This is a genomic window from Ectothiorhodospira variabilis (assembly GCF_022227625.1).
GTDB lineage: Bacteria > Pseudomonadota > Gammaproteobacteria > Ectothiorhodospirales > Ectothiorhodospiraceae > Ectothiorhodospira > Ectothiorhodospira haloalkaliphila.
The window spans coordinates 1-749 of sequence record NZ_JAJNAO010000052.1 but is presented as its reverse complement, the minus strand read 5'-3'; the positions used below and the strand labels follow the sequence as shown (position 1 = coordinate 749).

Below are 749 nucleotides of genomic sequence, written 5' to 3'. Positions count from 1 at the left end.
CGGTCGTCGGCGGATTGCGGGTGATTCTGGAACCTGCTGAAGCAGTGGAAAGCGGTGCCCAGTGGCGGCGTGTGGGCACGACTCGCTGGTACGACAGCGACGAGACTGAATGGGATGTATCGGCGACAGACACCCACACCATCGAGTTCAGCGACGTCAGCGGTTGGGCTGCGCCGGGTTTTCGTGACGTGTCCGTTCGTCCGGATCGCACCACCACCCTCACCCGCCAGTATCAGTCACGGATCCATGCGGAACTGGTGGCGGATGGCTTTGAAGGGGGGCACGTCGTTCAGCATATCTTGGTCGACCATGCCTACGAGGAGGAACCGCAATGGTCGTTTGAGGTGCTTGATGAGCCATCGGTTGCACTGCATGAGGACACCCTGTCGGTGGTGGCCCCATGGGGCAGTGGCGGATCCACCATCGATTTCACCCTGCGAATCACCAACCTTGACGCCGGGTATCATACTGACATCCCGGGTCGCTTCAGGATCATGGAAACCGACGTGATTGTCCGGGGCACCCTTGATTCTGCGGGCGGCGAGATTGAGAACCCGGACCTGGGTATTGGTCTGGTGGTTCCCCCGGGTGCGGTGGACACAGCGGTCGAATTCATGGTGGTGCGGGGTGTGGATCCCGAGGGTGCGACCCATTATTCCATTCAGACGGAACCTGGGGATGTGCCCGTGGAAGGAGGTTTGGAGTTGAAGCTTCCGGAATCGGATGCCCAAGCCCCACAGGCTCGGCAG

At 60.9% G+C, this 749-nt stretch carries 1 protein-coding gene; it reads left to right on the top strand.

What is annotated here, in order from left to right; genetic code table 11:
* On the top strand, nucleotides 1-749 hold a 749-nt coding region (locus LPW30_RS15885; RefSeq protein ID WP_239681365.1), incomplete at both ends, for a hypothetical protein.